Source organism: Nocardioides sp. JCM 18999, from assembly GCF_055391175.1.
Genome location: NZ_AP043887.1, coordinates 1,828,060 through 1,853,430, shown reverse-complemented (window position 1 = coordinate 1,853,430; position 25,371 = coordinate 1,828,060). Strand labels below are relative to the sequence as shown.

Genomic DNA, 25,371 nt, shown 5'->3' with positions numbered 1-25,371 from the left:
TCCGACGTCTGCGCCCCTTGGTTCCTACTGTCCTGTCCATCGACACAAGTCGCTCCCAGAGGACGAACCATGACCCACCCCGATTCCTCACTCAGTCCCGTTGCCGTCGCATTTCGTCAGCGCTCGGTTGAACGGTGGCCAGGGTTCTACCTGCGTACGGGATATGAGGCGCCCCGCGGGACGGTGTCTGGACATGGCGACGCTCACCCCACGTTTCGGAGTCCTCTCTCCTCAGGTGACGAGATTGAGGCGAGTGCCGAGTTTCATGGTGCCGTCATTAGGCGGCTGGCCGCGGGTCAGCACATCACCATTGTGACCTTCGACTTCGAAAACGAGTGGCAGGGGCACCGCACCCACCAGACGTCGAGTCTGGACGGAACCTTTGACCGAGAACTGTTGTGGAGCATTACGGCACTGTCCGAGGAAGAGGACGAAGAGGACGAGGAAGAGTCGACCGACCATGTATTCATTACCCAGGTCGAAGCCGACGATCCGAGACTCGATGAGGTCTGGGCAATGGTGTCCGACAGCTGTGAGCCCTTGCTGGTTGTTGGTCCTGATGCGAGCTGGATTGCCCGTCCGCACGAAGAATGTCTAGTGGTCGAGTCCTTCGACGCCGCTGACATCGAGACGCTTCGCGAGGTGGAGCGCGAGACCTGGGCTCGGTGGGGCATCCCTCAGGACCGCTCCGCCATCCTTGACCTCTCTCGGGTCGCGTCCTACTTCGAGAGCCGCCGCGAGGCATGGAGGCACAGCGGTGTCCGGGTCGTCACTGAACCGCAGTACCGGACATGGCTCAACCCTTTCGAGTTGGACAAGATTGTCGAGTCGCTGCCTGACGATCTTTCGCTGACCGATTGGTTCCTCGTCGAACTCGAATCAGACAGAGCCCGGGTAATGCTGGTCGTTCACGACAGTGGCGCATATACAAGGCAGTTGTACCCCGATATCGACGACGAGGACGAGGAGATGATCTACGACCGTCCAGGCAGTGCTGGAAGCGTCGACTTCGAAGGTGTCGTGGATATCTTCGAGCGCTCACTCGCGATCCTCGCTGGCGGATCTTCGAACCCTGAAACAGCCTGACGAGGACTCAGCCGACACGGCCTCGGCCAGGGCCCAGGCCGACACGGCCTCGGCCAGGGCCCAAGCCGACACGGCCTCGGCCAGGGCCCAGCGTTCAGGTGACCCAACCGTTCCGCGCACTACTCGCGGCATGCACGGATGGTTGACCGGGTGCTACTCCGGAATCCACCAGCCATAGGCCATCATCCGTGCCGGCGCTTCCTCAGGCTCGAGGTCGCGCGACTCAAGTACGTCGAACCACTGTTCACGCCGGCTCGGCGGGAGACCGATGCCGCAAAACGGGCAATAGTCGATGGTCAGCGACGAATCTGAGACTCCATTCAGGCCGTCGTGAACCCAAATGCCGTATTCATCGAACGCTGGGCTGTAGTCGATTAGGTAGTCACCGCACGATCCGCGCTCGGGATGCGCGGCGCACGTGAAGTCCACCTGCTCTTGTAGTCGGCGGCAGCAGTGCCTAGGAGTCGGCAGCGGAGCTTCGGTCACAGACTAAGGATGCATGCCCGCTTCGCGGCATGGTCGGGCTCTAGCCTTACTGGCGTGCACATAGTTTGGTGGGAGCGGTCGTGGTAGGTCGTGCTCGGCAGCAACCTCGGACCGTCCTCAAGAAGTTCGGGACGACGCCGGTGGGTTTGGCGTGCGTGTTCTTTGCTGGCATGACCGTCGTGCTGTTTCTCGTCGTGTGGACCTTCATCGGGCAACGGAACTGGCCGGCGACGGCCGTGATGGGAACGGGCGCAGTCTTGCTCGCGGTCTTCACAGCGTTCAACGTTCTGATCGTGTGGCGAATGGCGCCCGGCGACCCACGCCTGTACGTCCGAGACACAACAATGTCTTGGCGGGACTGGATCGACTGGATTTCTCGCCGAGAGCATTGAGATAGGCATCCCGTCGGGCATGGCCCTCGACGCGGCATGGTCGGGCATGGATCTCGAAAGCCGTTGGTGACGGCGCGTGTCAGAATGCGGCGCATGCAGGAGATCCCCGACGCCCCAACCGATGGGTGGTTCTGGTTCGACCTTGACGTCTCGCTCCTGTCGTGGATCCAGGCCTGGTACGTAGCGAATTGCGATGGCGATTGGGAACACGGGTACGGGGTCAGGATCGAAACCCTGGACAACCCGGGTTGGTCCGTGGCTATCGAGCTCGAGCGCACGCCGCTCGATGGGTTGGATTTCGAGAAGGTCGAAGTCACTCGGACCGTCAATGACTGGGTGGTCGCTCAGGTCGACGACAACACATGGAAGTTCTTCGGCGGGCCGTTGAATCTCTCCGAGGGCCTGTACTTGTTCCGGGAATGGGCGCGCGCGGTTGCTCAACCTGATCGCGACTGGCGGTACTAGGCGCTTCACGCAACTGCGAGCACGCATCTACGAGTTGCGCGCGGCATCCGGCCCATGGCCCGCCCGTGGTAAAACCGACGCACGTTCAGCGGCTTGGTCGGGCTTCGCCCGCATCGCGGCATGGTCGGGCTTCGCCCGCGTCGTGGCAGGGACGTGCGTTCGGCTAGGTACTCACCACGACGAACACGACTTCATCGGGCTCGTTGAGGTCGTTGCCCAGGACTGTGACCCGCACGGATCCAGCGTCGACACCGATGGAGTCGTACTCCTGGCTGTGGATGTCCCGCAGTGACAGGTGCCCCTCGGACTCGATCGTGAAAGCCCCGAGAATAACCAGGGACGGGTCTGTTGCCTGCGAAAACGACACCCGCGTGGGTCCGTCGGTCACACTCAGGACCCCAACAGCGATGCAATCTGCGGTCGATGCGCAAGCCGCGCCGGCGAACGTGGATGGAGGCGTGAACTCTTCACGACCAACCAACAGCAGCACAGAGTTCGGCGGCTCGATCATTCGGCTCACTGGCTCATCCTGCCTCACCGCTCATCGGCATGAGCGGGTGGTCGATCGCGGCGGATCGACGCAGGTGTCTCGTCCCGATTGCCGATCCTTGCTCGGCGATTGCACAGCCCGTTCCATCGTGAATGGCAGCTGGCGGAAGACGTGGCGGGCGCGCCCGTAACGACAATCGGACTCTGAGCTACGTTCGAGCCATGGCTGTCATCCACCAGGCAACAATCTCTCCGACCAAGCAGGAGATTCTCGACTCCGAACTCTGCTCAGCGGTGACCATCCTCGGCAGCTACCGGTTCGACGACCCCGCTGGCGAGGTCGGCGTCGAGGGCTTCATCGTGGAGACCAGCCGCGGGCGCTCACACCTCGTCCTCACTTACCGAGGCGCACCGCTTGGGGGCGCCCGGCTCATCAGCACAATGGATCACTCCGCGTTGGGCAAGCGGTGGGTGTACGACGGAACGACGGATCCTGTTGCCCTCGACTGCCTGCGCCGTGCGATTGCCGGCACGCAGGCTCAGGCAACGCTCGAGATCTGGGTCGATGGGGTCAAGGTCGGCGTGCGCGAACCGACGCTTCAGTTGGAGGTTCACAGCAGTCCTACGGGGCAACCCGCGGCCACGGAGATCCTGGTCCTGCGGGAGCTCGACCGCGAGCGTCGCGACGATCCGTCTGCGCTCGTCGCGACCTGGGCCAGCGGGTCTGCCGCCATCGCAATCGCCGCACCCGCCTGACGCACCGCAATGATCGGCGACCAGCCTTTCACCTCTCAGGTTTCGGCGGCGTGCTTCGCTGTAGCGAACGACTGGGATCTCGTGCCAGGTTCGGAGCGGGCGGATGAACGCGGCGGAATGGGCTGAGTCTGTTGACACCGGTTCGTGCGTCAGACCCTTTCCGGTGCCCCAGTCCGCGTGCCGACTCGGACCGAAAGCGGACTAGGCGCAGTCGCGGCAGATCGCCTTCGTCGCGGCAGCCAACTGCGTGCGGTGGGTAACCAAGAAGCAGCTCATGCAGGTGAACTCGTCCTGCTGGAGAGGAATGACTTCGATGGCGAGCTCAACGTCGGAGAGGTCGGCTCCGGGAAGCTCGAAGCTCTCAGCAGCCTCAGCCTCATCGACCTCAACTACATGCGACTTGGAGTCGTCGCGGGTGCTCGCCTGAAGCTCCTCGAGCGACCGTGCGTTCTGCTCAGCTACGTCGGGACGGAGATCATCAGCGTCGGCGGCCATGCGCGGAGCATAGGTGACATCCCAGCCGCCGCGAGAGTCGGAGCCTGACCGACTTCCCAGACAAGTGGGCTTGGTTGGTCAGGTTGCTCTGACGCCGCGTTCGACCCATGACGCGGGACGAGCGACTCACGGCCCCAGAGGTAGTCGTCATCCGGTGCTCGATCGATGGGCGACGCGGCCGTCAGCGCGCTCGTACCAGCGATCGGCGGGTCGAAGGGATCCGCCTCATGCGCGCCCGCGATCTGGCAGACCAATCGCACGAGCGGTCGGCCGATTCCCCGGACCGTGCTTCGCGAGCGGATCGATTCGGCTAAGGCGTCGAGCAGGCGCGCCGGTGCTCCTCGATGCTGTGGCATCGGTCGCCACGAGTGCCGACCCTGTCGCGCCCAGGACCGCCCATGAGGGTGTCCCGGGCGGCGCCGCCCTCCAGGAAGTCGGGGCCCCTGCCGCCGTTGATGCGGTCGCGCCCACTGTCGCCGAAGAGCCGGTCGCGTCCTCCTAGACCGAGGATCACGTCGTCCCCGCCGAGACCGTGGATGACATCGGGGCGCGACGAGCCCCGGATGACGTCTGGGCCGCTCGAGCCGAAGAAGGTCTCGACGGCGCTGAAGCGTGCCACGGGAATGTCGGCTGTCGAGGCGAGCCCGCGGGCCAGGTCGAGCCGCGTGGGCCAACCCGGCCACACGCGGAGGCTGTCGTTGCCCGAACCTCCGGTGAAGGTCCCGGTCGGGCGGCCTTGGTACGGATCGAGGCGGAGGTCGTCGTCACCGGCACCACCCGAGAGGTCGACCGCGCCTCGGACCGCCGTGAGCCGGTCGTTGCCCGGACCGCCGTCGACGCGGGCACCATCGCCCGCGTGGACGTCGTCATTCCCGTCACCCATCAGCAGCAGGGAGGCGCCAATCACGCCAGCCGTGTCGTTCCCTGCACCAGTGACGATCCGTGCTCCTTCGCGGTACACCTCGACCCAGTCGTTGCCGGTCCCGGCGTCGACGTAGGTGCCGTCGACAGCGGGGTTGTCGTACGGGTGGCTGTTGCTGACATAGATGGCGTCATTGCCGCCGTAGGTGCGGACGTCGTCGGCACCGCCGCTGCTCAGATAGGTATCGGCGGCGTCAGTGCCGCGGAACACGTCGTCTCCGCTGGATCCTTCGAGCCATTCGACGCTGTCATAGTGGTCGACATCGGGTCCCGTCGTCACCGTACGGGTCGCTGCGGTGATCGTGACCCCCGGCGCGGCGAGGTAGCGAAGGGAATCGAGCCCGTCGCCTCCGTGGATGAGGTCGTCGCCGTCACTTGGGCCGTGGGGGTCGTAGAACTCGGCGATGATGTCGTTGCCCGGCCCGCCGAAGAGCTCGTCGTCGCCGTCTCCGCCCACGAGGTGGTCGTCGCCCTGATCGCCGAACACCAGATCGTCACCGGGCGGGCCGCTACCAGGTCCTCCGTCGGCATAGATGACGTCGTTGCCGGGTCCGCCACAGATGACGTCGGCACCGCCGGACTCGGAGACATAGTCGTCGCCAGCGCCCAAGGCAACCACGTCGGCGCCCCTTGTGCCGGAGATGGAGTCGCTTCTCTCGGTCCCGACGATGGTCGCTTTCAGCCCACCACAGGTCGGGGCGTCGACCGCGGCAACCGCGGCGACATGCAGGGACGAGGCGCTCAGGAGGGTAGCGACAACAGCGACCGACGCAGCGGCAGCGAGGCGACGCATGGAGGATCCTTTCCCGATGGCGAGTCAGATCAAGCCGCCCGCGGTCGGCCGCAAACCGGTTCGGGGGAAGCTTGTCAGCTCGCGGCCGTCAGCACGCTCGCGCACCAGTGCGCGCCGCGTCAAACTGGGCGGAATGATGCGCCTGAGGGTGCCGGTTGGCAGTGGGGACAGAAGTACGCGGGGCGGGGGCGCCCTTCGGGCTCACCCATCGCGATCCGGCGGACGGTGGTGCCGCAGCGGTGGCAGGGCTTGCGCTCCCGGCCGTAGACCGCCATCGGCGTGCGTGACTGCCGGATCGAGTCGCGCAGCTTGAGCCGGGCGATCTGCACCATCCGGGGCAGGCGGTCGATGTCGGCCACGGGCACGCGCGGGTCGATCCCCATCGCGAAGAGGGACTCGGCCGCCCAGATGGTGCCGACGCCGGCGAGGGCGGTCTGGTCGCGGAGGGCGTCGAAGATCGCGATGTCGGGATGCTGCTGGAGGCGGCGTACGCACTCGGCCTCGTCCGCGTCGGTCCAGGTGGTCGACAGCAGGTCGGGGCCGAGCTCGTCGTAGACGGTGTGCTCGGCCGCGCGGGGGAGCAGCTCGACCGTGCCGAGCAGGACGCCGAGGGCCTGGGTGGTCTCGGTGGCGAGCACGACGCGGACGGTGTGCGCGGGCTTGGGCCAGCGCTGCTGCGCGCCGATCGCGATCCAGGCACCGTCCATCTTGAGGTGGGTGTGGAGGGTCCAGTCCTCGCCGATGTGGGTGAGCAGGTTCTTGCCGTACGTCGTCGTGCCGGTCACCCGCTCGCCCGACAGGTCGACGGTCGCGAACCGCGGGACCCGGAAGTCGGTGCGGGTGAGGACCTGCCCGGCGAGCGCCTTGTCGAGGTAGCGGGCGGCCCGCCAGACGGAGTCGCCCTCAGGCATCGCACTCACCCATCGCGCAGCCTCAGGCCGCGCGGCATCGTGGCGAACCCAGCCCCTTCGAGGGCTTCTCGCAGCGGGGTCTTGGCGCCGAGGAGGGGCTCGCCGTCGGCCTTCTCGAGAGTGACGCGACCAAGGGCTCCCCGTCGCGCAAGCGTCGCGAGCTCGGTGGTCGCGACCTTCAGCACGTCCGGGTCGGTGGCCCAGGAGAGCAGCGTGCGGCCGCCCTTCTCCACGTAGAGCGCGAGGTCGCCGTCGACCAGGATGACGATCGCGCCGGCCTTGCGGCCCGGGCGATGACCCTCGGACTGGGCGGGCCAGGGCAGGGCGGCACCGTACGGGTTGGCGGGGTCGGTCGCGGCGAGCGCCACGGCGCCCGTCTCGCTGGTGGCGCGGAGCCGGTCGACCGCACCCGGCAGGGCGAACTGGGCGGCACCGAGCCCCTCGATGAAGTACCCGCGGCGGCAGCGACCGGAGTCCTCGAACGCGGTCAGCACCTTGTAAACGTTCGCGAAACCGCCGGGGGCATTCTCCGCGGCGACGGCGCCGCGGGTGACGATGCCGTGACGCTCCAGCAGCTGGTCGGCGAGGTCGTGTGCCCGTCGAGTCGGATCGGTGTCGAGCGACGGCAGCAACGACCACCGGCCGGCCGCCTGCGGCAGGCCGAACCGCGGACTCGGCCGCGCGCGACGACCCAGGGTGCGGGCACGCGGGGGAGTCCGCGGTGCCTTGTGGGTCGTGCGTCCGGTCGAGCTCAGTGCGCGGAGCGGCGCGAGGCTGTCGTTGCCGACGTGGCCGGCCCAGACCAGCTCCCACAGCGCATCGGCCAGGGCGTGGTCCTCGGGGTGGCTCAGCGTCTCGGCGAGGTTGCGGAAGAACCACGCCCCACCCGGCGCGAGCGCATCGAGGATCCCCTGAGCGAGATCGGTCTCCACCGGCGTTGGCACCGGCAACGTCAGGGCAGCGGTGTCGGCGAGGTGGAGCGACACCCAGCCGTCCCCGGAACCCAGTGCACCGTGCCCCGCCCACAGCACCTCGCCGGCGGTGGTGAGCTCATCGAGGTACGACGGCAGGTAGTCGCTGACGCGGCTCGGCAGCACCAAGGACTCGATCGCACTGGCCGGCAGCGGGCAGCCGGCGAGCTGTTCGATCGCGGCAAGGACGCCGTCGACGCCCCGGAGCCGGCCGCCGACGTTCTGCCAGGCCGGCAGGAACCGGCCCAGCGCCGCCGGTTCGACCGGCTCGACCTCGTGCCGCAGCAGGGTGAGCGAGCGTCGCCGCAACGTCCGCAGCACCTCGGCATCGCACCACTCCGTCGCGGTCCCGGCGGGCCGGAACTCGCCCTCGAGCAGACGCCCGCTCGCGGCCAGGCGGGTCAGCGTGTGGCGTGCCACGGCGATTCCGACACCGAGCCGGGTCGCGACCTCGTCGGCGGTGAAGGGGCCGTGGCAACGGGCGTAGCGCGCCACCAGGTCGCCGAACGGATCGTCGACGGCTTCGAGGAAAACGGCCGGAGTGCCCGACGGGACCGGGGTGCCGAGGGCGTCACGGAGGCGGCCGACGTCCTCGACCACCGCCCAGCGGGGTTCACCGGCGACCCGGACCTCCACGATGCGTCGGGTCTCCACCAGCGACGTGAGCCACGGTGCGGGATCGCCGTCGGTCCGCTCCTCGACCTCGAGCGTCGACAGGGGTCCGATCAGCCGGATCATGTCGACGAGCTGCTCGGCGTTGCGTGCCTGTCGTTCGGGGGCGAGCCGTTGCAGCTCCTGCTCCAGATCCGAGAGCACGGTGGGGTCGAGCAGCTCGCGCAGCTCGGCGCGGCCGAGCAGCTCGGCGAGAAGGCCCTGGTCGAGGGTGAGCGCCGCGGCCCGACGTTCGGCCACGGGTGCGTCGCCCTCGTACATGAACTGGCCGACGTACCGGAAGAGCAGGGCCCGCGCGTAGGGCGACGGTGCGGTGGTGGCGACCTCGGTCAGCGTGATCTCGCGACGCTGCACCCGGGCGAGCAGCTGCACGAGAGCAGGCAGGTCGTAGACGTCGCGCAAACACTCGCGCACGGCCTCGAGCACGATCGGGAAGGTCGGGTACTTGCTCGCCACGGCCAACAGGGAGGCCGAGCGTTGACGCTGCTGCCACAGCGGGCTGCGCCGGCCGGGGTCACGTCGCGGCAGCAGCAGCGCGCGGGCGGCGCACTCGCGGAAGCGGGAGGCGAACAGCGCCGAGCCGGTGACCTCGTCGGTCACGATGCCCTCGATCTCGTCAGGCTCGAAGAGCACCAGCTCGGCGCCGGGCGGCTCGTCGGTCTCGGTGTCGGGGATCCGGATCACGATGCCGTCGTCGGAGGCGACGGCCAGGCCTCCGCCGGCGCCGAGACCGTACCGCTCGCGCAGCCGGGCCTCGATCGCCAGCGCCCACGGCTCGTGCACCGGTGTGCCGTAGGGCGAGTGCAGCACGAGCCGCCAGTCGCCGAGCTCGTCGCGGAACCGCTCCAGCAGGATCGTGGTGTCGCTCGGCACCACCCGCGTCGCCTCGGCCTGCTCGGCGAGGTAGGCGACGAGGTTGGTCGCGGCGTACTCATCGAGCCCGTCCTCGCGGGCCTTCCCGATCGCCGTCGCAGCCGGGAGGGTCGCGAGCGAACGGGAGTAGGAGCCGATCGCCTCACCCAGCTCGACGGGGCGCCCGAGGGTGTCGCCCTTCCAGAACGGCAGCCGCCCCGGCACGCCCGGCGCCGGCGTGACGAGGACGCGGTCGTGGGTGATCTCCTGGATCCGCCAGCTGGTGGCGCCGAGCGAGAAGACGTCGCCGACCCGGGACTCGTAGACCATCTCCTCGTCGAGCTCACCGACCCTCCGTCCGCGCCCTTCCCCCGCGAGGTAGACCGCGAACAGTCCGCGGTCGGGGATGGTGCCGCCGCTGGTGACCGCGAGCCGTTGGGATCCGGGGCGACCGACCAGGGTGTTGGTGGCGCGGTCCCACACCACGCGCGGGCGCAGCTCGGCGAACTCCTCGCTCGGGTACCGCCCGGAGAGCAGGTCGAGGGTCGCGTCGAACGCGGAGCGCGGAAGCCCGGCGTACGGCGCCGCCCGCGTGATCGCGCGGAACAGCTCGTCCACGTCCCAGTCGTCGAGAGCCGTCATCGCGACGATCTGCTGGGCGAGCACGTCGAGGGGGTTGGCCGGGACGCTGAGCGACTCGATCGCGCCCTCACGCATGCGCTGGACGGTGACGGCGGTCGGGATCAGGTCGCCGCGGTGCTTGGGGAAGAGGACGCCGTGGGAGGTCTCGCCGACCTGGTGCCCGGCGCGCCCGATCCGTTGGAGCGCCGACGCGATCGAGGGCGGCGCCTCGATCTGAATGACGAGATCGACCGCACCCATGTCGATGCCGAGCTCGAGGCTGCTGGTCGCGACCACGGCGGGGAGGCGGCCGGACTTCAGGTCGTCCTCGATCTGGGCGCGTTCCTCCTTGGACACCGACCCGTGGTGGGCGCGCGCGATGACGGGCAGCGCCCCGTGGGCGACTCCGGATTCGGCCAGGACCTGGGCAGGGATGCTGCCGTCGTACTCGTGCTCGGAGGCGATCTCGTTGAGTCGTGAGGTGAGGCGTTCGGCGAGCCGGCGGGAGTTGGCGAAGACGATCGTCGACCGGTGCTCGGTGATGAGGGCGGCGACCTGCTCCTCGACGTGCGGCCAGATCGAGCTCGAGCGGTTCGGGTCGCTCGCGTCGTACTCGGCGTCGTCGGCCGGCGCGTTCATCTGCTCGACCGGCACGACGACCTTGAGGTCCCACGACTTGGTGGCGGGAGGGGAGACGATCTCGACGGGCGCGGCACCGCCGAGGAAGCGAGCGACCTCGTCGAGCGGTCGGACCGTGGCTGAGAGGCCGATCCGTTGGGCCGGCTTCGCGAGGAGCGCGTCGAGGCGCTCCAAGGTGAGGGCCAGGTGGGCGCCGCGCTTGGTCCCGGCGACGGCGTGGATCTCGTCGACGATGACCGTCTCGACGTACCGCAGGGTCTCGCGGGCCTGGCCGGTCAGCATCAGGAAGAGCGACTCGGGCGTGGTGATCAGGATGTCCGGCGGGGTGGAGATCAGCTTGCGGCGATCGTTCGCCGCCGTGTCCCCGGATCGGATCCCGACGGTGACCTCGCTGACGCTGTCTCCGAGCCGTTCGGCGGTGCGTCGGATCCCTGCCAGGGGCGAGCGCAGGTTGCGCTCCACGTCGGTGCCCAGTGCCTTGAGCGGGCTGAGGTAGAGCACACGGGTGCGCTGTTCCTTCGCGGGTGTGGGGGTGGTGAGCAGCCGGTCGAGCGCCCAGAGGAACGCCGAGAGCGTCTTGCCCGAGCCGGTCGGCGCTACGACGAGGGCGTGACGTCCATGGCCGATCGCCTCCCACGCACCGACCTGCGCGGGCGTGGGTGCTTCGAAGGCAGCCTCGAACCACGCTCGGGTGGGCGCGCTGAACCGGTCGAGAGGCACGACCCCATCCTTGCCTACGGCACCGACGGATCCAGGTGAGCTCTGATCGCCTCGTAGGTCACCCGGTCGAACGCGACCATCCGCGCCTCCGCGACCGAGGTCGGCGTCGAGGCCAAGGTGTCGACGGCCGCGGCGACCGCGTCGTCCTTCGGCCACCCGTAGACCCCGGCGCTGATCAGGGGGAAGGCGACCGTCCGTGCTCCGAGCTCGTCGGCGACCGCGAGCGCCCGCCGGTAGCACGAGGTGAGCAGGGTGCGGTCGGTCTCGCCGGCCGTGTGGTTGGGGCCGACCACATGGATCACCCACGTTGCGGGGAGGTTCCCTGCGGTGGTCCAGCCGGCGTCGCCCGTGACCAGTCCGTCGGGGAAGCGCTGGATGCAGTCGGCGAGGACCGTCGGTCCTCCGGCGCGGTGGATCGCCCCGTCGACGCCACCGCCGCCTCGCATCGTGCGGTTCGCGGCGTTCACGACGGCATCGACCTCCTGGGCCGTGATGTCGCCCTGGACGACGGTGATCTTCATGCGACCGGGGCGGCGTAGACGACGGTGTTGCTGAGGTACTCCTGCCCGTCCCAGTCGGTGCAGGTAATCAGGACCAGACGGCCAGGGACCTTCGTGTTGAACACCTCTTCCGCCCGACGGGCGAAGTCCTTCTTGCTGAGGATGCCGACGTCGGAGACGCGATAGCTGATGCTGCCCGCGTCCGTGCGGACGCGGATGGTGTCGCCCAGCTTCAGGTCGTCCAGCTCGTCGAGGGCTCCGCCTCCCGTGTGCACGGTGTGCCCCGTGATCACCGTGCTGCCGCGGGCCGACCCGGCGAGGGCGCCGAGCTTGTACCAACCGAGTTCCCGTGGATTGCCTGGCGGCGTCAGCGCCCCACCCACGGGAGCGATGGGCAGCACCGGAACATTGATCCCGAGTCGCTGCACCGCCACGCGCGTCGGCACCCCTCGCGCGGGTAGGGCTGTCGGTGGAGGTGGCGGAGCGAGCGACAGCGTGGGGGCCGGGACGATGGGGGCGGGATCGAGCGAACGCGTCTGGGTCGGCAGGACGCGAGTCTCGGCGACCGGGTCGTCCAAGGCTGTGAAGCAGAGGCCGGCGCCGACGAGCATCGCGCCGGCTGCCACGAGGAGTGCGACCCGGGTGCCGCGCCCCGCATCCTTCATCCACGCACTCCCATACAGACGACTGGCTGCCGTCGGCCCCTGAGGTCCGAAGACCTCAGGGGCTGACGGTCAGAACTGGTGAGTGCCTCGCGGTCGTCCTGCAACGAGGACGATGATCGAGAGGGCGGTGAGGGCCAACCCGGTGCCGAGCAGGAGTCCGCCGAGCTGCTGCGACCCGGCCACCGACGTGTCGCCTGCCAGGCCGGCGTTGACGGCGGTGGGCACGGCTCCGTTGTCGTCGTCCTCGCCCTCGTCAGTGAGCGGCGTCGTCCCGCGGTTCTGCGGGTTGGCGCACTTGGAGGACGCGGGCGGGTAGGCCACCGCGACGGTTGCCTCGGGCGCCTCCTGGGTCAGGGTCACTCGGCCGGCGGGGGCTCCGTGGACCGTGAAGCGAATCTCGACGTTCGGTCGGGTCCAGCCGAAGTTGTCCTGGCCCACCTCGACGTAGGTGCCGTCAGCCAGCAGGTCCCAGCCCGGCCACATCAGCGGCTCGGTGTCGCTGGCTCCCGGCCAGAGCAGCTTGCCGGTCAACGGCTGGTTCGGGTACGTCGCGTCCTCACCGTTGGGGTTCACGAAGGTGATGTCGACGGTCGAGTCGGCGGGGAAGCCCTGCGCGTCGACCGAGTAGCTCAGGAACGGCACCGATCCGGTGCACTCTCCGACGACACCGCTCTGCACCGGCTCCTCCGACGGGGTCGGGGTGGGAGTGGGCGTAGGAGTCGGGGTCGGGGTGGGAGTCGGGGTCGGCGTCTGGCCCTTGTAGCAGGGCGCGTACGGGTCCTCCGACTGGTAGCCCAGGGCGTCCTCGACGGTGACCGAGAAGGTCTTCGGTGCGGTCGTTCCGTCCGGGAACGTGTTCCGCTCGTCGTCGTCCAGCGTCGCGGTGATCTGGTACGTGCCGGGGCCGTCGTACGTCGGGGAGACGGTGACCGAGAATCCGGCGGGCTCACCCAGGACGAGTGTTCCCGGCTCGTCACAGGTCGGCGGCGTCACGAACGCGTCGACGTCCAGCTCCACCGGCTCCTTCGGAGGCGTGGTCGACGGCGTCGACGATGGCGAGGTCGAGGCCGATGGTGACGCGAGCATCGGTTTGACCGCGGCCTGGGGCGCGACCCTGCTCGAGGGGTCGGCATTCGCAGGACCACTGCCCACAGAGACCAGCGCGACACCGGTGGTGATCAGAATCAGCCCGAAAGCGCCGGCGACGGCGGCGATGCGCCGGACGATGCGGCTGAGCTGGTTGTGCGGTGACATTGCCATGGTGGCCCCCCGTGGGACAGATGAGACAGCGAAGAAGCGGCGGACGCCGCTGGAGAAGGGTTGAGGGATCGCAGACGCAGGTACGCCGCGAGGACCCTGGACGAGCACGCGATCCGGGTTTGGACGGCGAGTTGAACCTGACCTTGAACCCTTAGCAGTCTGGTGAGGGCCAGGAACTCAGACATCCCTCAAGTTCGGTAACTCCCGAGACTGGTGGGTTTGAGAACGGTCCTCAGGCAGGCAGGGCCCGGCGGTCCGAGAGAGAAGCACGGGAGCCGTCCCGTTTGCCGGCGTTGGCGGCGGGCGCGGACCAGTCGGAGGTCTGCGGCCCCGTCCAGGTGCCGCGGACGCCGCGCTGCTTGAACTCGTAAGCGACGTAGTCGTCGAGCTGCAGCTGCTTCTCACGGAGGGCGACGGCGGTGCTCACGCTGACGGTCACGTCGGCCCCCGGGAGCTCGGCCGCGACGGCCGCTTCCTGCGCCGCCTCGCGGGCTTCGCTCAGCCGGCGTCCGACCTCGTCGGCCCACGAGCGGCAGTAGGCGATGCGGGCACTGGCACCGTGCGACCCGGAGCGCTTGTGCTGCGGCGAGGCGAGGTACGTGTCGGAGTCGCGCATCATCATCGGTGCCAGGTGGGCGAAGAGCGCGTCGGCGACGTCGAGGTCCTCGGCGAAGCCGTAGAACGTGACCAGGAAGTTGCCGCGCACGGTCGCCTGCACGCCCTGCCCGTGGGAGATCGAGAACGCCAACGCGACCAGCAGGTTACGGAGTCGGGAGCCCCCAGCCAGGCGCAGGTCGATCTCCCGGGCCGTCGGCGTGGCGGTGCTGCGATCGGTGCGGCTGGCCCGGGCACGCGCCAGGTCGATGCTGTGCTCGGTGGCGAGGGTCTCGGCCTTGGCGAGGTAGGTGTCGCGCTCGGCCGTCGTGCCGGCCTTCTCCGCGTGGGCGAGCAGCTTGCTGATCTTGTCCAGCAGCGACTCGCTCGCACGGCCCTCCTCGATCCGGTCGAACGCGGAGCGCAGGAGGTCGGCCACCCGCTGCCAGCCGAGGGTCTCGAGCAGCTCGACGAACGTCGTACGGAAGGTGGTGCCGTGCCCGGCGTCGGGGGAGAGGTGGTGGGCGAGCTCGTGCAGCACCGTGGCCAGGTTGAGCGCCCACACGCCGCCCGCCTCGAAGGTCGGCAACGCGATCGTCCGGGTGGCGGCGTCGTACTCCGCTCGCAGCGCTCCCTTGCGGGCGCGCACGCGCGGGGTGCTCAGGGGTGCCTCGCCCGCGGCGGTGCGGGCGGCGTTCACCCGGGCCATCACGGCGTCGACGAACGGCACCGCGTCCTGCCAGGTGCCGAAGCGCAGGTTCGCCGACTCGCAGGACGGGTCAGCGGCCCAGGCCGCGATCCACGCGTCCTCGGCGGCGTAGACGGCCTCGGTCTGGGACGGCCCGGTCTGCGATCGACTCACACGGCGAGCATGCCAGCCGCCGCCGACAGGAGGTGAGTCAGCGTGCGGCGAAGGTGAGGCAGTCGGCGGTGTCGCCGTTCATCCCGACGTCGACCCGGTCGGCGCTGCACTCGAGGTCGACGTTGTGGGTGCAGTCGGCGCGATGGCACGCACCGACCATGCCGGTCTTCTCGACCCCGCCCTTGGCGTCAGCGGAGTAGAAGGTGCCGCATGCTGCGGTGTCCTCCATCACGGTGATGGCGCCGGCGTGGCAGTCGTGGTCGTGGTTGTAGGAGCAGCCTTCGGCGCTGCACATGTTGACCATCGGAAGGGCCGTCATCGTCATGTCACACGCTCCAAGAACAGGGGGATCGTCGAGAAGTTCGGTGCTCTCCCACGATGCGCCTGCTCCGCCGGAGTGTCTAGGAAGGTAAGGCTGTGCTCGGTGCGCCGCTACCGATGTCGACCCGGCCGGAGTAGGAATGGTGCGTGACGCGATCTGTCTTCCGGTCCGACGACCCGGATGTGAACCCGTACAAGCTGTTGACAGCGCTCGTGGTGCCGCGGCCGATCGCCTGGGTCTCCTCGGTCGATGCCGACGGTGTCGGCAACCTGGCGCCGCACTCGTTCTTCACGGTGGCCAGCGCGCACCCGCCGATCGTCCAGTTCACCTCGGTCGGGACGAAGGACACGTTGCGCAACGTGCTCGCGACCGGCGAGTTCGTGATCAACCTGGCGAGCCGGGCCAACCTGAACGAGATCAACGCCACCAGCGCCCGTTTCGAGCTCGGCGTCGACGAGGCCCGGTCGCTCGGGATCGCGATGGAGCCCAGCGAGTTCGTCCGGCCCGCCCGGGTGGCCGGATCCCCGGCGTCGATCGAGTGCCGGCTGCACTCCACGGTCGACCTCGGCGAGTCGACGCTGGTGCTCGGTGACGTCGTCGCGTGCACCGTCGAGGAGTCGGCACTGGAGGGTCAGCATCCGGTGTTCGAGCGCCTGCAGCCGCTGTCCAGGCTCGGTGGCAGCGAGTGGGGGTGGCCGCCGGACACCTTCGAGCTCGAGCGCCCGGGCGACCCGTCCGACGTGCTCCAGAACAACGAGAGGTTCCGGCGATGAGTGAACGTGAACGGCTGCGTGCGACCTACCTTCATGCGCCCGACAGCCGGCCGGCGTCGTCGGCTCGCGGGCTGCACCACACCGCGCTGATCAGCAGCGACGTGGAAGCGACGATCCGCTTCTACCAGGGCCTGCTCGAGTTCCCGCTGACCGAGCTGATCGAGAACCGCGACTATCCGGGGTCGTCGCACTTCTTCTTCGACATCGGCAACGGCAACCTGCTCGCCTTCTTCGACTTCCCGGGCCTCGATCTCGGCGCCTACCAGGAGGTCCTCGGCGGCCTGCACCACTGCGCGATCTCGGTCGACCCGAAGCACTGGGACCGCCTGGTCGGCAAGCTCGAGGCCGCCGGTGTCGAGCACGTCGTGCACAGCGAGGTCTCGGTCTACTTCACCGACCCCGACGGTGCTCGGATCGAGCTGATCGCCGACCCGTTGGGGGAGATGTACGGCGAGCAGGTGCTCTGATCACTCCAGCTCGAGCTCCACGTCGAGCCGGGCGGTGAACGCGGGGTCGGCGTACGCCTCGACCTCGACCACCTGGTCGTCGACCACGGTGAACGCCATCACGCTGAAGACCGCTCCGTGCAGCGTGATCACCACGCCCGCGGCGCCGTTGACGATCGCCGGGTGCACGATCCGGTCGGGGTGCGCGTACATGACGGCGTTGCCTGCGACCTTGTCGGCTCCGCGGTAGGTGGTGATTCCCGAGCCGAGATCGGCGCGGAGCACGACATCGGGATCGAGCACGCTGACGAGTCGTTCCAGGTCGCCGTGGTGGGCCGCAGCGAAGAAGGCATCGACCACCGCACGCTGACGCGCCAGGTCGGGCTCCGGAACCGGTGCTCGTCCTTGCACCCGGCGGCGCGCCCGACTGGCCAGCTGGCGGGTGGCGTCGGGTGACTTCGCCACGATGGGCGCGAACTCGTCGAAGGGGACCGCGAAGAGGTCGTGCAGCACGAACGCCAGCCTCTCCGCGGGGGTGAGCTGGTCGAGGACGACGAGCAGGGCGATGCTGACGGAGTCGGCGAGCAGGGCCTGGTCGACCGGGTCGGTGGCCGCACCCTCGAGCGTCACGATCGGTTCCGGCAGCCGCTCGAGCCGCTCCTCGAGCGAGTCCTCGCGATGCGCCGCGCGGGAGCGCAGGACGTTGAGCGAGATCCGGGAGACGACGGTCGTGAGCCAGCCGCCGAGGTTGTCGATCGAGTCGGACTCGGCGTCCTTGCTGCCGCTCAACCGGAGCCAGGTCTCCTGCACGGCGTCCTCGGCCTGGGCGGTCGATCCGAGCATCCGATAGGCCACCCCGAAGATGTGCCGCCGGTGCTCCTCGAAGCGTGTGGCCAGCCAGTCGTCGTCGTTCATGTCTCCCCTGACCCGTGAGAGGCCCCTGATGTGACAGCAGAGCAGATCGAAATTCTCTTCGCCCAACCTGTCACAACCGGGACGGCTCGCGGGTCAGAGATGGCACCACCACCGAGAAACACCGAGCTGAGGAGTCAGACATGAACACCACGCCCCGGATGGCCAACCCGGCCACGATCATCCCGCAGGCCTACAAGGGCATCGGCAACCTGCTGGCCGCCAGCGCGTCGGGCGGCCTGCCGGCGTCCACCATCGAGCTGGTCGCGCTGCGGATCAGCCAGCTCAACGGGTGCGGCGCCTGCATCCAGGGCCACTTGGTCACCGGGCCGGCGGCGGGACTGACCCCGTCGCAGATGGTCGGGCTGGCCGCGTTCCGCGAGTCGCCGTACTTCGACGAGGCGGAGAAGGCGGCGCTCTCGCTGGCGGACGCGCTGACCAAGCTGGCCGGCGCCGACGACCCCGTGAACGACGAGCTCTGGCGTGAGGTCACCAAGCACTACGACGAGCAGCAGGTCGCGGCGCTGATCCTGACGATCGCCACCCACAACCTGTTCAACCGGATCAACATCGCGGTGCGCGAGGACGTGGAGCAGCCGTTCTGGACCCGGTGAGCGCCGCGAGCGCCCCCCATCTTGGGGGTGGCGCGGCGCATCACGACCGCCCTAGGTTCGAGGGCGGAGGTGGCGGCATCGGGGCCGCCACCGCAAGGGAGGACAACTCGATGCGCAGAACTCATTCAGTGGCGGCCGTTTCGTCGGCCGCCCTCCTGCTCGCGGCCTCGCTCACGGGATCGGCCGTGATGTCGTCCGGATCCGCGAGTGCCGCAGAGTCTGGCGGGGAGAGCACCAACTACGTCGTGCTGACCGGCGCCGGGACCTCGGCCGACGCCCTGGCGCGTCGGCTCACCGCCGCCGGCGGCACGGTCACCTCGGTCAACCAGGACATCGGGATGGTCGCCGTCACCTCCAGCGCCGCCGACTTCCGCAGCGCCACCACGAAGCTCGCCGGCGTCGCCGGCGTCGCGACGGACCAGGTGATCGGGCAGCAGCCCGACCAGCGCCCCAACCCCGCCGAGAACGAGGCGCGCAACGCCGCTCGGGCAGGCCAGCTCCGCGCCAAGGCCACCGCGACCGTCACCGCGGACCCGCTGGACAACCAGCTCTGGGGCATGCAGATGATCAAGGCCGACCAGGCGCACAAGTACAACCTGGGGTCGAAGAACGTGAAGGTCGGCGTGATCGACACCGGCGTCCAGGCCTCCCACCCGGACCTGCACGCCAACTTCGACTACGCGCTCTCGCGCAACTTCGCGCCGGACATCGAGGCGATCGACGGGCCGTGCGAGGTGGCGAGCTGTCTCGATCCCGTCGGCGAGGACGACGGTGGTCACGGGACCCACGTCGCCGGCACGATCGCTGCTGGGCTGAACGGGTTCGGCCTCAGCGGGGTCGCGCCGAAGTCGGACCTGGTCGAGCTCAAGGCCGGCCAGGACAGCGGGTACTTCTTCCTCCAGCCGACGTTGGACGCGCTGACCTACGCGGGTCGGACCGGGATCGACGTGGTCAACATGAGCTTCTACGTCGACCCCTGGCTCTACAACTGCAAGTCGGGCGCCCCGGAGGACAGCCCGGCCGAGGCTCAGGACCAGGCGACCATCATCGAGGCGATGAACCGGGCGCTGAACTTCGCCCACGACAAGGGCGTCACGCTGGTGGCGGCGAGCGGCAACGACCACACCGACCTGGCCAACCCGGGGACCGACCTCACCAGTCCCGACTACGGAGCCGACCCGCACGCACGGACGATCAACAACGCGACCTGCTTCGACCTGCCGGTCGAAGGGCCGCACGTCATCGGCGTGAACGCGCTCGGGCCGTCCGGCAAGAAGGCTGACTTCTCCAACTACACCACCGACCTCCGCTCCGGCGAGGTCGAGGTCTCCGCGCCCGGCGGCTGGTTCCGCGACGGATTCGGAACGCCGTCGTACCGCACCAACGAGAACCTGATCCTGTCCACCTACCCGATGCACGTGGCGCAGGAGGAGGGGTACGTCGACGCGGACGGCAACATCACCGACGACGGTGTGGCCGTCGGGGTCCAGAAGGCCTGCCCGGCGAAGCCGATTCCAGGCGCGGATGCGTGCGGGTACTACGAGTTCCTGCAGGGCACCTCGATGGCCAGCCCGCACGCGGCCGGTGTCGCAGCCCTGGTGGTCGCCCGGTTCGGCTCGTTCAAGCGCGGTGAGTTCGGGCTCAACCCGATCGCCACCAAGGCCCTGCTGATGGCCACGGCCAGCAGTCACGCCTGCCCGGCCGGGGGAGTGCAGTCCTACGTCCAGGAAGGACGGCCGGACGACTTCACCGCGAAGTGTGTCGGGCCGACCGTGTTCAACGGCTTCTACGGAGCCGGTGTCGTGAACGCGCTGAAGGTGGTGAAGTAGCGGCGCGCAGTTCGTAGCCCTGGCGACGCAGCGAGCCAGCCTGCCACCCACCAACGTGTGGGTGGCGGGCTGGCTCCCTTTGATGTTCCCCCCCGAACCCTTGACATCGGGACCGCCGCGGCGCACGCTCCTAATTGTGTTAGTCGAGCCGAATCGCGATAGGGCAGCCGAACGACGTTCGGCAACTCGTCAGGAGATTCTCGACGCGGCATGGGAGGTCGCCCGAGAGAAGGGCGTCGCTGCCATCACTCTCAAGGACGTGGCCGACAGGGTCGGCATGCGTCCGCCGTCGCTCTACTCACACTTCGCATCCAAGAACGCCATCTACGACGCGATGTTCGGTCAGGCCTGGCAGGGATGCCTGGAGGCCCTCCAGGCTGCGGTCGAAAGCCTCCCCGATGACCCACGTGCGGCGTTGACCGTCGTGGGTCGCGCCTACTTCGACTACGCCGTCGCCGACCAGGCCCGCAACCAGTTGATGAACGCACGGATCAGCGCCGACTTCCGCCCCAGTCCCGAGGCGTACGAGCCTTCGCAGGCCGTCTGGGAGCTGGGTCGGACCCGCCTTGCCATGATCGGGGTCGCCGCCGAAGCGGACCTCGACCTGTACTCCGCCGTCGTCGGTGGCCTTGTCGACGCACAGTTGGCCAACGACCCTGGCGGTGATCGCTATGCGCGCCAGCTCGACCGCGCTCTCGGCATGCTCGCCGACCACTTCGGACTCTGAGGAGACCGTGATGCCCACGCAGATCGCAGACCCAGCCTTCGTCCATGACACCCAGTTCGACCACGAGACCGCGATGACACTCGCGGCCGAGGAGTACTCCCGGTTCGCCGACACGCTTTCCGGCCTGGCTCCGACGGAATGGCAATCGCCCACCAGCTGTCCCGGTTGGACGATCCGGGACATGGCTGGCCACACCCTCGGGATGGCCGAGCTGGCCGCGTCGCTTCCTGAGATGACGCGCCAACTGGCTCACGCCAGTCGGGCCTCGAAACGGTCAGGGACGCCTCAGATCGACGAGCTCACCGGTTACCAGGTGCGCAAGCACGAGCAGCTGAGCGTCACGGATCTGCTCCTGGCCGTCCAGCGCACCGGGCCCAGAGCGGTCGCCGGGCGGAGGCGTCGCCCGGCGTTCATGCGGGGCATGACGATCACCGATTCCGGACCGGACGGCACGAGTCCGGAGCGCTGGAAGGTCGGGTTCCTGATCGACACGATCCTGACTCGGGATCCGTGGATGCACCGCAGCGATATCGCCCAGGCGTTGGGCCGGCCCATGAAGCTCACCCGCGAGCACGACGGCGTCATCATCGCCGATGTGGTTGCGGAATGGGCCCGCCGGCACGGGCAGCCCTTTGAACTCGTCCTGACCGGGCCCGTCGGCGGCCACTGGTCGTCAGGGGAGCCCACCGAGACGATCACTCTCGACGCCGAACACTTCTGCCGGATCCTCTCCGGACGCGAGCCCGGCGCGGGGCTGATGACGACCTTCGTTCCGTTCTGACGGGTGGAGCAACACCATGCTGCACCCGCCATCGATCCCGCGCAGGATGTTCGAGCTGACCGAGCCCATCGCCGCGGTCAACTTCTCTGCCGACGAGCCCAACGAGGCCATGGCCTCGTTGGGCCTTCGGGGTTACTGGGACGGGTACTTCGCCGGGCGGTCCGCGCCGCTGGGCATCGTTCCGGCCGAGGTGGTGCACGCGGCGTTCTACAACTTCGCCGACGGCGAGGTCGCCCGGCACATCCCTCGGGTCTGGAAACGGACGACCCCCGCGGCCGCGCATGCCGCGCGGGTGCGGGGATGTGTGGCCGCGCTGCGCCGGATCCTGGCCGAACGGACCGAGAGTCCTGAACTGGCGCGAGCCGCAGAGCTGCTGGCCCGGGCGAGCGTGAGCGCGCCGACGGACGGCCGGGTGATGTACGCGGGCCTGCGTGCGCTGCCGATGCCGGAGGAGCCCGTGGCGCGGCTGTGGCACGCGGCCAACCTGCTTCGCGAGCATCGCGGGGACGGACACATCGCCGCTCTCATGGCGGCCGGGATCGGTGGGCTCGAGTCCCACGTCCTCTGCGCCCTCGACATGGGCATCTACCCGGTCGAGACGTTCGGGCGCATCCACCACCTGCCGCAGGAGCGGCTGGCCGAGGTGATGGACGGACTGCGCCGCCGAGGCCTCATCGACCAGGCAGGTCACTTCACTGAGGCCGGGCGGGCGACGAAGACGGAGATCGAGTCCGTGACCGATGCCCTGGCGGCGGCGCCGTACGAGGGACTGACGGCTGAGGAGCTCGATGAGCTGATCAGCGCCCTCGAGCCGATCTCAGAGCGGATCGCCGCCGTGAGCTGAGGCGTGGTTGGCGGCCGCGACCTCGAGCACCGAGGTGATCTCGGTGCCGATCAGCTCGTGGCGCTCCACCAGCGCATCTCGCAGGGCAGCGACCAGGTGCATGTTGGCGCCCAGCAGCTCGCTCACCCGTTGCTTCTGCTCGTGCAGCAGGCGCTCCACCGCCGCCCGGCCCTGCGGGTCGCCGAGAACCCGCCCGACGATGTTGGTGTCGGACAGGGCTGCGCCCTGGACCGCCTGGAAGGAGACCAGGCTCTCGTCCATGCCGCACACCCCGACCATCTGGGCGGCCACGGTGGTGGCGGTGGTCAGGTCACCGCTGGGACCCGTCGAGACGTCATCGATGAACAGCTCTTCGGCGACCATGCCGCCCATCGCGATCTGGATCAGGTTGAGCATCTCGGTGCGTGACCTGGTGAAGACCTCGTCCCGGTCGCCGTGGGCGAGCAGGCCCAGGGCGTCGCGGCGCTTGATGATGGTCAGGACCTCCAGCCGGCGCTCGGGCGCGATCAGCCAGGCGGTGGTGGCGTGCCCGGCCTCGTGGGTGGCGATCAGGGTCTGCTCCTGGTCGGTGTACTGCACCGGCTGGCCCAGGCCGATCTCCTCGGTCAGCCGGGCGCGTTCGATGTCCTTCATCGTCATCGCTCGTTCCCCAAGGCGCAGGGCGTTGACCAGAGCCTCGTCGAAGAGGTGCTCGATCATCACGGGGGTGTATCCCTGGGTGACGGCAGCCAGCTGGTCCCGGACGTCGTCACCGTCAAGCTCGGGGACGTGGGCCTTGCTGGACAGGAAGTGGTCGACCAGCTCACGGCGGGCCGACCGACCGGGCAGGTCGAACGTCAGACGACGGTCGAAGCGGCCGGGGCGGAGCAGTGCGGGGTCGAGGTTGTCGGCCCGGTTCGTCGCCGCGATCACCAGCACGTTCGTCGGTGCCGGCTCAGGGCGGCTCAGCTGTCGGTGGGACGGGAGCAGCACGTTGACCTGGTCCACCAGCCAGGCGTGGAAGCGTTGGCCGCCGCTCGGCTCGTTGAACGATTGCATCTGGATGAGGAGCTCGTTGACGATGCCGCCGGTGCCTTCACTGATGCTCGACCGGTCGATGATCGTGGCCGGGCTGAGCGTGGGGGCCATCGCCGCCGCGTTCCAGCCGCAGGACGTGTAGGTGAGATCCTGCGACGCGAACGGCACGGCAGGAGCCGGAGTGGCGGACATCCCCTGCCGGGTCGTCGCGATGGCGTCGATCTCCTCGATGAAGCCGATCGCTCCGCCGTCCCGTCGGGCCGCCTTGCGGAGCGCGCGGAAGTACGACCGGATCTTCCGGGCCGTGGCGCCGTAGTACATCGACTGGAACGAGGTCGCCGACACGAACAGGAACGGCACGCCGGCCTCGTGGGCCATCGCCTTGGCCATGTGGGTCTTCCCTGTCCCGGGAAGCCCTTCGAACAGGATCCCGCGCCGCGGCGTGCCCCCCATCTCCTCGGTGAACGCGCGGTGGGCGAGGAAGAGGTTGAGCGAGCGGACGACGTCCTCCTTGACGGCGTCGACACCCTTCACGTCGTCGAGGCTGACGTCGATCTGCTCGGGGCTGTACGTGACGTGCGGCGAGCGGCCCGCCCCGACCGTCGCCCCGAGCAGGACCGCGATCAGCATCAGCATGAACAGCGCCGACATCACCAGGTACGGGTCGAACGCGGGCAGCTGCCAGGACCGGACGTCGACGGGATTGCCGCTCAGGGCACGCCACCACAGCCAGGCCAGCAGTGCCGTCAGCACGAGTGCGATCCGGCGGAGGGCATGTTGCCTCCGGCGTTCGCGGGCGGCACCGACGTCGGCCTCCGAGGCGACCAGGCGCCCGACTCCCACGTCCGCCAGCAACGAACGTGACGGTTCGACCTGATTCGCCATCCTGCCCACCTCCATCAGCCATGCCCGGGGTGTATAGGTTCGCGAAGGAAGTATCGCCCCAGTCTTCCGTCGCGTGAGTTGTACCTAACTCAGGTGATCACTCCTGGCGGCGGAGGGCAACACCTGGTGGGAAATCAGTTCCCGACCGTGACGCGGAACGCCCCCGTGGTTACGGAAACAAGGCCCGTAGCCCCGGTGAAGGCACGAGGCCCAGTTCGTTCCACAAGGCCCGGGTGAGCAGGTCCAGCTGCCGCCATGCCTCGGCGGCGTTGCCCTCGGCCAGATGGGCCTCGATCACGACCCGGTGGGCGCTCTCCCGCAGGGGAGCCTGAACCACGGCGGCCAGTGCGGCCTGCAGCGCTCGAGCCGGCTGTCCGTCGCGCAGCAGGCGCATCGCCAGCGACTCCAGCGCGTGCAGGGAGAGCTGGCGGTGACTCTCCCGGTAGAGGTCGATGAACTCGTCCGGCCAGTTCGGCAGGAGCTCCTGGCTGAACGACCGCGGGTCGACGCCGCTCAAGTCGACCGCGCCCGCCTCGATGCTCCGAGACAGCTCGGTGACCGTCTCGACGTCGGTCGTGACCGCCGGTGCGAGCCGGAGCCCTGCCGCGTTGGCCTCGACCAGCTCTGGCGCCAGCTGCCGCAGCCTCCACAGCACGGTGCGCAGGTTGGCGGTCGCCCGAGCCTCGTCCTGGTCGGCCCAGAGCACTCCGCAGACCCGCGAGCGACTCCAGATCCGCCGCTCGAGGCCGAGCAGCACGACCAACCGGCAGGTGGACGACGGCAGGGTCAACACGGTCGCGCCGCGACGTACCGTGAAATCTCCGAGCAACCCGAGTGCCAGTTGTGACGGGAGTGGCCCGTCCACATCCGTCGGTTCGGCTGCGAGCTGGCCCATCACTCACTCCTTGGCGCACGTTCCTCGACCGAGAGAAGGTCGACGATGACGAGGAGTCGACCGCTGCGAACACGATACGTCTCAACCCGGGGTGACGACCCGGTGACGGAGTCGTGATGGAGGAGTGACGCCGCCGTGGCGGGGGAGGGACACGCTGGCTGCGGCCTCGGACCCCC

At 68.9% G+C, this 25,371-nt stretch carries 26 protein-coding genes; 12 read left to right on the top strand and 14 right to left on the bottom strand.

All coding sequences use genetic code 11. The features are described 5' to 3' along the window. The first annotated feature begins 69 nt into the window (after window positions 1-69). Window positions 70-1,086: a DUF3885 domain-containing protein gene (locus ACZ5J1_RS08965; RefSeq protein WP_464564504.1), complete on the top strand. Its 1,017-nt coding sequence runs from the start codon at window positions 70-72 to the stop codon at window positions 1,084-1,086. 153 nt (window positions 1,087-1,239) lie between these two features. Here the strand turns inward: ACZ5J1_RS08965 and ACZ5J1_RS08960 are convergent, their stop codons facing one another. After that, window positions 1,240-1,572: a DUF6980 family protein gene (locus tag ACZ5J1_RS08960; protein ID WP_464564502.1), complete on the bottom strand. Its 333-nt coding sequence runs from the start codon at window positions 1,570-1,572 to the stop codon at window positions 1,240-1,242. 170 nt (window positions 1,573-1,742) lie between these two features. Here ACZ5J1_RS08960 and ACZ5J1_RS08955 point away from each other — a divergent pair, with 170 nt between their 5' ends. Beyond that, window positions 1,743-1,964, top strand: a complete 222-nt coding sequence (locus ACZ5J1_RS08955) for a hypothetical protein (RefSeq protein ID WP_464564500.1) — start codon at window positions 1,743-1,745, stop codon at window positions 1,962-1,964. 93 nt (window positions 1,965-2,057) lie between these two features. After that, a complete protein-coding gene (locus ACZ5J1_RS08950; RefSeq protein ID WP_464564498.1) occupies window positions 2,058-2,429 on the top strand; it encodes an immunity 53 family protein in 372 nt (123 codons plus the stop codon). A 163-nt stretch (window positions 2,430-2,592) separates the two neighbouring features. On the opposite strand, the gene ACZ5J1_RS08945 is transcribed toward ACZ5J1_RS08950, so the two are convergent. Beyond that, window positions 2,593-2,949, bottom strand: a complete 357-nt coding sequence (locus ACZ5J1_RS08945) for a hypothetical protein (protein ID WP_464564496.1) — start codon at window positions 2,947-2,949, stop codon at window positions 2,593-2,595. A gap of 191 nt (window positions 2,950-3,140) precedes the next feature. On the opposite strand from ACZ5J1_RS08945, the gene ACZ5J1_RS08940 reads away from it, so the two are divergent. Continuing rightward, complete coding sequence (locus ACZ5J1_RS08940) at window positions 3,141-3,674, top strand: maltokinase N-terminal cap-like domain-containing protein (protein WP_464564494.1); 534 nt, start codon at window positions 3,141-3,143, stop codon at window positions 3,672-3,674. 201 nt (window positions 3,675-3,875) lie between these two features. On the opposite strand, the gene ACZ5J1_RS08935 is transcribed toward ACZ5J1_RS08940, so the two are convergent. From ACZ5J1_RS08935 to ACZ5J1_RS08905, 7 genes are all read right to left on the bottom strand, one after another. Beyond that, the gene (locus ACZ5J1_RS08935) at window positions 3,876-4,169 is read right to left on the bottom strand and encodes a DUF4193 family protein (RefSeq protein WP_464564492.1); all 294 of its coding nucleotides are present in this window, start codon (window positions 4,167-4,169) and stop codon (window positions 3,876-3,878) included. Between the two features lie 310 nt (window positions 4,170-4,479). Then, window positions 4,480-5,883, bottom strand: coding sequence for a calcium-binding protein (locus ACZ5J1_RS08930; protein WP_464564490.1), 1,404 nt, complete (start codon window positions 5,881-5,883; stop codon window positions 4,480-4,482). Between the two features lie 119 nt (window positions 5,884-6,002). Continuing rightward, window positions 6,003-6,794, bottom strand: coding sequence for a DNA-formamidopyrimidine glycosylase family protein (locus ACZ5J1_RS08925; RefSeq protein ID WP_464564753.1), 792 nt, complete (start codon window positions 6,792-6,794; stop codon window positions 6,003-6,005). A gap of 5 nt (window positions 6,795-6,799) precedes the next feature. Then, window positions 6,800-11,269 (bottom strand): ATP-dependent helicase, encoded by a 4,470-nt coding sequence (locus ACZ5J1_RS08920; protein ID WP_464564488.1) that lies wholly within the window; start codon window positions 11,267-11,269, stop codon window positions 6,800-6,802. Window positions 11,270-11,283: 14 nt separating this feature from the next. After that, on the bottom strand, window positions 11,284-11,790 hold the full coding sequence (locus tag ACZ5J1_RS08915; protein ID WP_464564486.1) for an O-acetyl-ADP-ribose deacetylase: 507 nt from the start codon (window positions 11,788-11,790) through the stop codon (window positions 11,284-11,286). Continuing rightward, window positions 11,787-12,434, bottom strand: coding sequence for a class F sortase (locus ACZ5J1_RS08910; RefSeq protein WP_464564484.1), 648 nt, complete (start codon window positions 12,432-12,434; stop codon window positions 11,787-11,789). Before ACZ5J1_RS08910 ends, ACZ5J1_RS08915 begins: the two co-directional genes overlap by 4 nt. A 69-nt stretch (window positions 12,435-12,503) precedes the next feature. Next, window positions 12,504-13,451: a hypothetical protein gene (locus ACZ5J1_RS08905; protein WP_464564482.1), complete on the bottom strand. Its 948-nt coding sequence runs from the start codon at window positions 13,449-13,451 to the stop codon at window positions 12,504-12,506. Between the two features lie 16 nt (window positions 13,452-13,467). On the opposite strand from ACZ5J1_RS08905, the gene ACZ5J1_RS08900 reads away from it, so the two are divergent. After that, window positions 13,468-13,758 (top strand): hypothetical protein, encoded by a 291-nt coding sequence (locus ACZ5J1_RS08900; RefSeq protein ID WP_464564481.1) that lies wholly within the window; start codon window positions 13,468-13,470, stop codon window positions 13,756-13,758. A 168-nt stretch (window positions 13,759-13,926) separates the two neighbouring features. On the opposite strand, the gene ACZ5J1_RS08895 is transcribed toward ACZ5J1_RS08900, so the two are convergent. Next, window positions 13,927-15,150, bottom strand: a complete 1,224-nt coding sequence (locus ACZ5J1_RS08895) for a DUF7168 domain-containing protein (protein ID WP_464564479.1) — start codon at window positions 15,148-15,150, stop codon at window positions 13,927-13,929. Between the two features lie 37 nt (window positions 15,151-15,187). Then, entirely contained in the window at window positions 15,188-15,475 is a 288-nt protein-coding gene (locus ACZ5J1_RS08890; protein ID WP_464564477.1) for a DUF1540 domain-containing protein, read from the bottom strand. 143 nt (window positions 15,476-15,618) lie between these two features. Between ACZ5J1_RS08890 and ACZ5J1_RS08885 the strand changes: the two genes are divergently transcribed. Both ACZ5J1_RS08885 and ACZ5J1_RS08880 read left to right on the top strand, forming a co-directional pair. Further along, complete coding sequence (locus ACZ5J1_RS08885) at window positions 15,619-16,245, top strand: flavin reductase family protein (protein WP_464564475.1); 627 nt, start codon at window positions 15,619-15,621, stop codon at window positions 16,243-16,245. After that, window positions 16,242-16,712 carry a VOC family protein gene (locus tag ACZ5J1_RS08880; RefSeq protein WP_464564473.1) on the top strand — a complete coding sequence of 157 codons (471 nt, stop codon included), beginning with the start codon at window positions 16,242-16,244 and terminating at the stop codon, window positions 16,710-16,712. The genes ACZ5J1_RS08885 and ACZ5J1_RS08880 overlap by 4 nt, the downstream gene beginning before the upstream one ends. On the opposite strand, the gene ACZ5J1_RS08875 is transcribed toward ACZ5J1_RS08880, so the two are convergent. After that, window positions 16,713-17,606 (bottom strand): sigma-70 family RNA polymerase sigma factor, encoded by an 894-nt coding sequence (locus ACZ5J1_RS08875; protein ID WP_464564471.1) that lies wholly within the window; start codon window positions 17,604-17,606, stop codon window positions 16,713-16,715. A gap of 140 nt (window positions 17,607-17,746) precedes the next feature. On the opposite strand from ACZ5J1_RS08875, the gene ACZ5J1_RS08870 reads away from it, so the two are divergent. The 5 genes from ACZ5J1_RS08870 to ACZ5J1_RS08850 all read left to right on the top strand — a co-directional run bounded on the left by ACZ5J1_RS08870 (window position 17,747) and on the right by ACZ5J1_RS08850 (window position 22,398). After that, window positions 17,747-18,217 (top strand): carboxymuconolactone decarboxylase family protein, encoded by a 471-nt coding sequence (locus ACZ5J1_RS08870; RefSeq protein ID WP_464564470.1) that lies wholly within the window; start codon window positions 17,747-17,749, stop codon window positions 18,215-18,217. Window positions 18,218-18,345: 128 nt separating this feature from the next. Beyond that, window positions 18,346-20,046, top strand: a complete 1,701-nt coding sequence (locus ACZ5J1_RS08865) for a S8 family serine peptidase (RefSeq protein ID WP_464564468.1) — start codon at window positions 18,346-18,348, stop codon at window positions 20,044-20,046. An 82-nt stretch (window positions 20,047-20,128) separates the two neighbouring features. After that, window positions 20,129-20,773, top strand: coding sequence for a TetR/AcrR family transcriptional regulator (locus ACZ5J1_RS08860; protein WP_464564751.1), 645 nt, complete (start codon window positions 20,129-20,131; stop codon window positions 20,771-20,773). Further along, window positions 20,718-21,554, top strand: coding sequence for a maleylpyruvate isomerase family mycothiol-dependent enzyme (locus ACZ5J1_RS08855; protein ID WP_464564466.1), 837 nt, complete (start codon window positions 20,718-20,720; stop codon window positions 21,552-21,554). Before ACZ5J1_RS08860 ends, ACZ5J1_RS08855 begins: the two co-directional genes overlap by 56 nt. A 16-nt stretch (window positions 21,555-21,570) precedes the next feature. Further along, complete coding sequence (locus ACZ5J1_RS08850; protein ID WP_464564464.1) at window positions 21,571-22,398, top strand: SCO6745 family protein; 828 nt, start codon at window positions 21,571-21,573, stop codon at window positions 22,396-22,398. On the opposite strand, the gene ACZ5J1_RS08845 is transcribed toward ACZ5J1_RS08850, so the two are convergent. Beyond that, the gene (locus ACZ5J1_RS08845) at window positions 22,372-24,258 is read right to left on the bottom strand and encodes an AAA family ATPase (RefSeq protein ID WP_464564462.1); all 1,887 of its coding nucleotides are present in this window, start codon (window positions 24,256-24,258) and stop codon (window positions 22,372-22,374) included. The genes ACZ5J1_RS08850 and ACZ5J1_RS08845 overlap by 27 nt on opposite strands. 211 nt (window positions 24,259-24,469) lie before the next feature. Continuing rightward, window positions 24,470-25,093 carry an AfsR/SARP family transcriptional regulator gene (locus ACZ5J1_RS08840; RefSeq protein ID WP_464564461.1) on the bottom strand — a complete coding sequence of 208 codons (624 nt, stop codon included), beginning with the start codon at window positions 25,091-25,093 and terminating at the stop codon, window positions 24,470-24,472. Window positions 25,094-25,371 lie beyond the last annotated feature (278 nt).

Excerpts from the sequence above, each read along its gene's own strand:
- ACZ5J1_RS08965 (WP_464564504.1), top strand. The coding sequence starts at position 70 with ATGACCCACCCCGATTCCTCACTCAGTCCCGTTGCCGTCGCATTTCGT.
- ACZ5J1_RS08955 (WP_464564500.1), top strand. The coding sequence starts at position 1,743 with ATGACCGTCGTGCTGTTTCTCGTCGTGTGGACCTTCATCGGGCAACGG.
- ACZ5J1_RS08950 (WP_464564498.1), top strand. The coding sequence starts at position 2,058 with ATGCAGGAGATCCCCGACGCCCCAACCGATGGGTGGTTCTGGTTCGAC.
- ACZ5J1_RS08940 (WP_464564494.1), top strand. The coding sequence starts at position 3,141 with ATGGCTGTCATCCACCAGGCAACAATCTCTCCGACCAAGCAGGAGATT.
- ACZ5J1_RS08935 (WP_464564492.1), bottom strand. The coding sequence starts at position 4,169 with ATGGCCGCCGACGCTGATGATCTCCGTCCCGACGTAGCTGAGCAGAAC.
- ACZ5J1_RS08930 (WP_464564490.1), bottom strand. The coding sequence starts at position 5,883 with ATGCGTCGCCTCGCTGCCGCTGCGTCGGTCGCTGTTGTCGCTACCCTC.
- ACZ5J1_RS08925 (WP_464564753.1), bottom strand. The coding sequence starts at position 6,794 with ATGCCTGAGGGCGACTCCGTCTGGCGGGCCGCCCGCTACCTCGACAAG.
- ACZ5J1_RS08915 (WP_464564486.1), bottom strand. The coding sequence starts at position 11,790 with ATGAAGATCACCGTCGTCCAGGGCGACATCACGGCCCAGGAGGTCGAT.
- ACZ5J1_RS08910 (WP_464564484.1), bottom strand. The coding sequence starts at position 12,434 with ATGAAGGATGCGGGGCGCGGCACCCGGGTCGCACTCCTCGTGGCAGCC.
- ACZ5J1_RS08890 (WP_464564477.1), bottom strand. The coding sequence starts at position 15,475 with ATGACGATGACGGCCCTTCCGATGGTCAACATGTGCAGCGCCGAAGGC.
- ACZ5J1_RS08880 (WP_464564473.1), top strand. The coding sequence starts at position 16,242 with ATGAGTGAACGTGAACGGCTGCGTGCGACCTACCTTCATGCGCCCGAC.
- ACZ5J1_RS08875 (WP_464564471.1), bottom strand. The coding sequence starts at position 17,606 with ATGAACGACGACGACTGGCTGGCCACACGCTTCGAGGAGCACCGGCGG.
- ACZ5J1_RS08870 (WP_464564470.1), top strand. The coding sequence starts at position 17,747 with ATGAACACCACGCCCCGGATGGCCAACCCGGCCACGATCATCCCGCAG.
- ACZ5J1_RS08860 (WP_464564751.1), top strand. The coding sequence starts at position 20,129 with ATGTTCCCCCCCGAACCCTTGACATCGGGACCGCCGCGGCGCACGCTC.
- ACZ5J1_RS08855 (WP_464564466.1), top strand. The coding sequence starts at position 20,718 with ATGCGCGCCAGCTCGACCGCGCTCTCGGCATGCTCGCCGACCACTTCG.
- ACZ5J1_RS08850 (WP_464564464.1), top strand. The coding sequence starts at position 21,571 with ATGCTGCACCCGCCATCGATCCCGCGCAGGATGTTCGAGCTGACCGAG.